This is a genomic window from Flavonifractor sp. An306 (assembly GCF_002159455.1).
Taxonomy (GTDB): Bacteria; Bacillota; Clostridia; order Oscillospirales; family Oscillospiraceae; genus Flavonifractor.
The window spans coordinates 1-1,113 of record NZ_NFIQ01000207.1 but is presented as its reverse complement, the minus strand read 5'-3'; the positions used below and the strand labels follow the sequence as shown (position 1 = coordinate 1,113).

The window sequence follows — 1,113 nt, the reverse complement described above, 5'->3', positions numbered from 1 at the left end:
GGGCGGAGCGTGCGGTACGTCCCTTTGCCATTGGAAGAAAAAACTGGTTGTTCTGCAACACACCTCATGGCGCCAATGCCAGTGCAACGATATATTCCATTGTTGAGACGGCCAAAGCGAATGGCCTGCGGCCTTTCCACTATTTAAACTTCCTGCTGGAACGACTCCCTCACGGCTATTCCCCGGAAGCTTGCCTCCCATGGGAGGAAACGGCCCAGTCTATATGCAGATAAAGACTGCCATTTGTGAAAAATGGCAGTCTTGCTCTTTCCTGAGGTGTCCTCCTCTATTTTACGCTTACAGATGCAAAAGGCCATTTTCGTGATGTGGGGTGATTCGAACCTCTGAGCAAAGAGAAAACAGTGAGAGAAGCCCCCGCTGGTAGTTCAAATCGAACTGCCAACGGGGGCTTCTCTCTTTTTATTACATAGCTGTTTCAGTTGGTGGTATTGCTTGCTTTGTCCTTGGTTCCTTGGTGGTCTTGGTAATAGCTTTCTGACATGGTTTTGGATATACTTGCGTTGCAAAACGAGGAAAGGAGAGCAGACCATGGCAGACAAGAAAAACCTATGCGCTCAAATCGACATCGCCCTGCACAACCGGGTAACAGAAGAAAAAGACCGCCTGGAGATGACCACCAGCCAGTACATCGCAGCACTGCTCACTGAATACTACAAGATGAAAGATGAGAATGGAGGAATTAACATGACAGGCAGCAGAACGATGGCATTCCAGATTCCCGAGGAACTCTTCCAGCGCATCAAGACCCACCTGGCCAGAGAAACGGCTCGGACCGGCGTAAAGCTCACCCAGCGGGACTTCGTCCTGGGCCTGATCGAGCAGGCGCTGGCGGAAGCCGAAGCCAGCCTGGCCCCACAGGAGGACCCTGAGAGCACCGAGGAAGCCCCGGAGGACAACGGAGCCGCCGGTACCACCCCAGACGCCAGCGAGGCCAGCACGGAGGCGGAGAGGGGCACAGCGGACATCGAACAATAACACAAGGCGTCAAAGCAAGGGGCCGGAGGACACATCTCAAGCAGATGCGTCCTCCGGCCCCTTTTTTGTTTTTCCTAGAAGGGGGGTGAACATGATACAAACGTCAGAAAAAACTCG

At 53.1% G+C, this 1,113-nt stretch carries 2 protein-coding genes; both read left to right on the top strand.

Annotation, left to right across the window (positions count from 1 at the left end; translation table 11 throughout):
* A partial coding sequence (locus tag B5F88_RS19670; RefSeq protein WP_140402232.1) for a transposase domain-containing protein occupies positions 1-233 on the top strand: 233 nt, incomplete at its 5' end.
* A gap of 316 nt (positions 234-549) precedes the next feature.
* Positions 550-996: a translation initiation factor 2 gene (locus tag B5F88_RS19665; RefSeq protein WP_087937069.1), complete on the top strand. Its 447-nt coding sequence runs from the start codon at positions 550-552 to the stop codon at positions 994-996.
* Positions 997-1,113: the final 117 nt, after the last annotated feature.